Raw genomic sequence first — 5,873 nt, 5'->3', positions numbered from 1 at the left:
ACCTAGAGGCCCAGCCGGGCGATACGGTGGTTATTGACGGCAAAGGCCATGAGGACTACCTGATCCTGGGCTCCGAGAAGATTCACTTGGACGACCGGGAATAAGCCCGCGCCGCCCTGGCCCTGAGGGAAAAAAGCCGGGGGTGAGGCTAACGGGAGCGGTGCTGCAGCATCAGCTCCACGAACTCGCGGAAGAGGTGATCGGCGTCGTGGGGGCCGGGGCTGGCCTCCGGGTGATACTGCACAGAAAACAGGGGCAGGTGACGGTGGCGGATCCCGGCTACGGTGTGGTCATTCAAGTTGAGGTAGCTGATCGTGACCTCATCGGCAGGGATCGAGTCGGCATCCACCGCAAACCCGTGGTTTTGGCTGGTGATCTCCACTTGCTTGTCCAGCCCACAGGGATGGTTGAGGCCGCGGTGGCCAAACTTGAGCTTGTAGGTGGATCCCCCTAGGGCCAAACTGAGAATCTGATGGCCCAGGCAGATCCCAAATAGGGGCTTCCCGGTTTGCAGCAGCGCTTGCGTGGTGCGGATGGCAGTCGTCTCAGCGGCGGGATCCCCTGGCCCATTGGAGAGGAAGATCCCATCGGGGTTGTAACTCAAAATCTGCTCCGGGCTGGCATTGGCCGGCAACACCATCACCCGACAGCCATAGCGGGTAAGGCGGCGCAGAATGTTGCGCTTAACGCCGAAATCCAAGGCCACCACCCGCAGGGGCGGCTCCGGGATCGGGATCCCTTGGCTGCGCCCATAGTCCCAATCGGCAGGCGTAGGCTCCAGCCACTCGTAGGGTTGGGGAGTAGTAACTTCCGCCACCAAGCTCAACCCCTGCATGGAAGGAGCCTGGCGCACCCGCTCCAACAAAACCTGGGGATCCAAAGTCTCCGTGGAAAGGGCCCCGTTCATCACCCCCTGAGAGCGCAGCCGCCGTGCCAAAGCCCGCGTATCTACCCCAGCAATGGCCGGGATCCCATATCGTTGCAGGTATTCGGGGAGGGTGGATGTAGCCCGCCAGGAGCTGACCATGCGAGACACATTGCGGGCAATCACCCCTGCTACTTGGGGCCGAGCCGATTCTTCGTCCAGCTCATTCACTCCGGTATTTCCCAGCTCAGGGCAGGTGAAAGTAATGATCTGCCCCCGGTAGCTGGGATCGGTGATCACCTCCTGGTAGCCGGTCATGCCCGTGTTAAACACCACCTCGCCCACCGCCGTGCCCGGCGCCCCAAAAGACCAGCCGGAGAAAGCAGTGCCATCCGCCAGCACCAGCAAAGCAGGCTGACGAGATTGCCTAGGAAAGCTTTTTTCCTGAAGGATTGGGGAAGAAGGGGCCATGCGCTACCCAAAAACATCGGCCTGACCATCCTACCCTCTTTCAAGAAGGTTGCAAGCCTGGCTAGTCTTCTGCATCTGTTCTGCTTGCACAAGCCGGGTCGTTGTCCTTGCGGATAGTGCCTATCAAGGTGCTCACCACCACGCAGCGGTTTTCTCCCTGAGAGTAGGTGCTGCTGACCACAAAGCGACCCAGTTGACGGGCGCGGCCATCGGATTCAAAAACCGCCCTTCCGTCATTGAAGGTGTTGGCTACAGTTACAAAATTGTTCAGGCGTAGCCGCTGACAGGGGGTAGGTTCATCGCAGAGGCCCTCCTCATCCTGGATAACCAGAGTCGGCACGTTTGGCTCTGAATTGTCCACCCCCACCACCCAAGCTCGGCCCAGGAGAGAAGCCCTGGCGTTGGTGCGGGCGGTGCGCAAGGCTCGCTCCACCCTGTTCTGCGCATCCTCAAGCTGGATCCGCGCCCAGATGTTGATCCCAGAGGGAACGGCCAGCACAGCCAAGATGCCGATGATGACAATAACCGCCAAGACTTCTATCAGCGTAAAGCCCCTTGTCTGGGCAGGTGCAATCCGTCTAGATCCGCTCACCGAGGCCAGCATAGGCAGGGATCCCCCCTCCGAATAAGTCACATAGGCTTGACTAGGCTTGACGATTAAACACACCACGGGCCAAAACTTGAGTTTGCATCGCCGTCAAGTACCGCGACACCTGTTCCGCATCGACACTCGTCGCATCTTGAATGTAGCGCCGGAACAAACCAGGGTTGGAGCGTTCCATAGCGGTTGCTGTAATGTTCACAATCACATCTTGGGGAAGGCTCGCAGAGGCACCGCGCCGGACACAGACATAAAAACCCACATCGTTCTGATTGACCCCCAACCCCGAGAAGGTAACCCCGTTGGGTCGGCCTCCTCCAAAGGCATAGCCCTGTGGGCAAGGGGGAGCAACCTGGGGGCTGTCCTGCCGGCTGCTGAAGATGTTGGAGACCAGAGTTACCAGTCGATTACCTTGATTGCCTGCCCCAGCAATGGGAGTTTGGCGAGCCCTAGCTTGCTCAGAGGGCCAAACCAGAAAGCCTTCCCGGAAGGGATCCGGATCCTCGACAAAAAATCGGCTGCGCTCAGTGCATGTGTCATTAAGAGGTTGCAACTCAAACCTAGCAATGCGCGCATTACCCTCCCAGGGGGTGCTGCCGTCTGGGTTACCGGCGTTGTTGTAGTTGCGCTGCAAGTAATACACAACCAAGGTGTAGATGTTGCGGCGGCTGCGAATGTTTTCCCAATCAGATTGGGAAATGCCTGAAGGTCTTTCCTTCAAAGTTACTCGGCCTTCTCGGATTTGTTGCAACGTCGGAGGGCCTTGATAGCAATCGCGTGGGATCGGATTCAGCTTCCAAAAAGCGACAACCGGAACGGCACCATCGGGGCGGCGAATCCATCCAGGAGTGTAAAGCCGCTCAATGAGATCCGGCGTTCCATTACCGTTGGGCTGTTCCGCATCGTTGTAAATGTAGAGAGCTTCCGCCAGATCCTGCTGAATATACCGCATGGCTTGCGTCAGCTCCGCCTGCACTTGGGTGCGCCCTGTCTCTTCCCGATCCACCCGCATGGTTTCGATGACGATCATGCCCGTGGCCAGCAGAAAGATCGAAGCCATCAGCAGCGCAGCCAGCAGCTCAATGAGGGTAAACCCCGCACTCTGATTAACCCTCCGGCGTAAGACCTTGAACATAGGGAAACACCACTACCTTATATCTTGTAAATCCAGAGAGGGATCCTGCCAATCCGCCTCAGGGCAATGAGCTAGGGGCTGCCGGGCAGAGGAAATGCCTCACAGTTGCTGGCTGGGATCCCACCCCTGGCTCGAACGTCGGCCAAAACGGCGCGGCAAACATCCCCCAAATTGGCAGCCAGGTTGACTTCCACAATCGAGCTGGCCATGGGAAAGAGCCACACATCGGCATTGGCCAAGTTCTGATTGGCGGAGACCGACTCGGTTCGCAACCCAGGAAGGGCCTGTCGGGTCGCTGGGTCAAAAGAAAAGCGGTGGTAAACCCTCACCCCTATCAGGAAGGTGCAGGGAACCCCCGCAATCACGGTGTTGTTGCGTCGGTCAATACAATCTCCACCACCACTGCGAAAGGTTTGAATGACATATTCTTCAGGGTTGCGTCCTGGCAACTGAATTTGAGCCAAGCGAATCGAATAATTGTCCCCGTTAGTATCCATAGTGGCCGGTGCTGGGGTACTTGCCAGGGGATTCGCTCCAACTCTGGGCAGACGGGCCAACTGAGCCGGGTTCTGAAAGGCAACTGGGTTAGCGGCCAGCTCCAGGTCAACCAGCGTGCGGATCCGATCCACCTCGGCCTGGGCCAGTTGATTGGCTACCTCCACGCGCTCGGTCATGGCCCGCCGATAGGCAACCAAGGTAAGGGCAGGGGCAAGGGCAGTCATGGCAATAGCCACGATAATCACGGAGGCCAAGACCTCTATGAGAGTGAAGCCCTCTGCTTCCAATTGCTGCCGCAAAAGCCGCCACTTTTTCATATCCCCTCCCGTGTTTGCCTGCTGCCCCTACTTTGAATTTACCCCCAGCTTGGGAAGTCAATATCAGTTGAAGTCACTGCAACCTCCAATCTGAGCAGCAGCCTGTAGAGGAACACCTGGCTGCTGTTGCAAGGCACAGCGCAGCCGCCGCACATACGGATCCTGAGGATCCAGCTCTCGCAAGAACTCGGTGCGGGTATTGGAGGGGAATTGGAAGCGGGCCGACACCGCGCTGGGACGACGGGCAATTTGCAGACCCACGTCGTAGCCGAAGCGGCGGTTGGGTGGGTAGTAGTAGTCGTAGCCCCGCACAAAGGTTGGATCGTCTACCAGACCGGGTGGCTCAAAGCTGTGCTGCAGGAAGGGGCCGGTAGCATAGGTGCTGTAGTTGAGCTGGATCATCGAGCCGCTGAAAAAGAGGTTGACATCTCTCCACAGCTCGTTGAGGCGCAGGAAGTTGTGCATGCCCCCGCCCGTCTGATCCAGCCGAGACGGGATCACACCGCTGATGGCAATGGCATTTACCCGCGTTTCCCTGGCCGGCTGGAGCTGCCGGTTTTGGGTGCCGTTGTCGTTGCGGCGGCGCTGGTTCAAGTCGGCTGCGGCTGGGGCCAGCTCCTGGAAGCGCGGGATCGGAATGGGCCGACGGGTCACCTCGTCCAGGATCACCCCCAGCACGGGGTTGCTGCCTGCAAAGCCGGTGGTGGGTTGATTGATGCTGAGAGTGTACGGCTCCACATCCACCCAGACCAGGCCATCGCCATCGCCGCCGTTACGGTCGATCTGAACCTGGATGGTGTTGCCGTTGGGCTTGACGTAGAAGCAGAGGCCATTGCGAATATCTTCACTGCCCTTGTGGTTAATGTAGTATCCGTCCGCATACTTGGACGCGGGAGTGTAGGCTTGGGTCGCGGCGCTTTTGTTGACGCGGGCGTAAGGGTTGAGCGCCATCTGGGGTTGGATCTCTAGCTCTGGCCGATCCGGCAAGTCTAACCCAAACAGTGGATCCCGCTCCAAAACATTTGAAGGCTCCTCCAGATCCCAAATGCCATTCTTGTTGAGATCCTCGAAGGTAGGATCGGCACCTTTAGGAGAGGTACGCAGAGTGCTGGGTCGGCTGTCACCGGTGTAGGCGGTGTACTTGAAGCGGTCGTTGAAGTTGGGGCGAAATACCCCCGGCACCCAGAAGCCACCGTCTGAGGGAGTGACCTGTTCATCGCCACAGCGAATTTCTCCGTCCTTGTTGAGCAGTTGCCGCCGCAGTTGCCGGGCCCAGTCATCGGTACCCACAGCAGGAGTTCCAGAAATCTTGGAGCTGGTCTTCTCAGCAGGGCGGATGCCAGGCTCCTTGCTAGGATTTGCAATCTGAGAGGGCAAGTTGCCCTTCAGGCCATTGCGGGCGGCATAAGCTGGCTCGCCAAACATCCAGTTAAAGGCCGCTTGCAAAGCTTCGGCAGGGCTGGGCCACTTGGGCAGCTTGGGCACCCCTGCTTTCACTTCCAGCACCGGGGAAAGCTCCGGCTGCAGAGCGATCGTCACGCCTTCGGCAGAAGCCGCGGCCACCATGTTCACGCCAATGGTCTCTGGCTCCGGATCCGCTTGGATTTCCCAGACGGGGCGCAAATCCACCGTGTTGGGCTTGGCCGCCATCCACTCGCCCAAGGGGCTCTCGCCGGGAGCCTCGGGCGCAAAGGTACCTGGCCCGCAGGGAGGGCCTTGACAGTTCAAAGATTGCGTCTCCGTTTTGGTGGCCGGGCAACTTGGGCTGCTGGTGGCGTCAATCCGGTTGCCTATCCGGGTTTGGGTAACCGTTTTGGTTTGGCCGCAGGAAACGCTGACCTGGCTGCAATCGGGTGGCGACCAAGGCCCCCAATTGTAGTTGCAGGTCTGCGGGCAGTTGACCGTCTGGGATTGCGTCTCGGTGTAGCTGGTTCCGCAAACTGCCACTGTGCAGGTGCGGCTGCGAGTTTGGGTGACATGGTGCCA

At 58.9% G+C, this 5,873-nt stretch carries 4 protein-coding genes and 1 pseudogene; all 5 read right to left on the bottom strand.

Annotated elements, in window-relative coordinates; all coding sequences use genetic code 11:
• Positions 1 to 148: 148 nt before the first annotated feature.
• Positions 149 to 1,336: a glutamine-hydrolyzing carbamoyl-phosphate synthase small subunit gene (gene carA, locus NW838_RS07265; RefSeq protein ID WP_414427767.1), complete on the bottom strand. Its 1,188-nt coding sequence runs from the start codon at positions 1,334 to 1,336 to the stop codon at positions 149 to 151.
• Between the two features lie 61 nt (positions 1,337 to 1,397).
• Positions 1,398 to 1,970, bottom strand: coding sequence for a Tfp pilus assembly protein FimT/FimU (locus NW838_RS07260; RefSeq protein ID WP_414357420.1), 573 nt, complete (start codon positions 1,968 to 1,970; stop codon positions 1,398 to 1,400).
• A 10-nt stretch (positions 1,971 to 1,980) separates the two neighbouring features.
• Complete coding sequence (locus NW838_RS07255) at positions 1,981 to 3,072, bottom strand: type II secretion system protein J (protein ID WP_414357418.1); 1,092 nt, start codon at positions 3,070 to 3,072, stop codon at positions 1,981 to 1,983.
• Between the two features lie 71 nt (positions 3,073 to 3,143).
• The gene (locus NW838_RS07250) at positions 3,144 to 3,887 is read right to left on the bottom strand and encodes a prepilin-type N-terminal cleavage/methylation domain-containing protein (protein WP_414357416.1); all 744 of its coding nucleotides are present in this window, start codon (positions 3,885 to 3,887) and stop codon (positions 3,144 to 3,146) included.
• 63 nt (positions 3,888 to 3,950) lie between these two features.
• Positions 3,951 to 5,873, bottom strand: a pseudogene (locus NW838_RS07245) (type II secretion system protein); the annotation flags it as partial.

Origin of the sequence: Synechococcus sp. R55.2 (genome assembly GCF_047462075.1) — a bacterium.
Classification (GTDB): domain Bacteria; phylum Cyanobacteriota; class Cyanobacteriia; order Thermostichales; family Thermostichaceae; genus Thermostichus.
The sequence above is the reverse complement of the archived record's forward strand: the minus strand, read 5'-3'. Positions and strand labels throughout refer to the sequence as shown.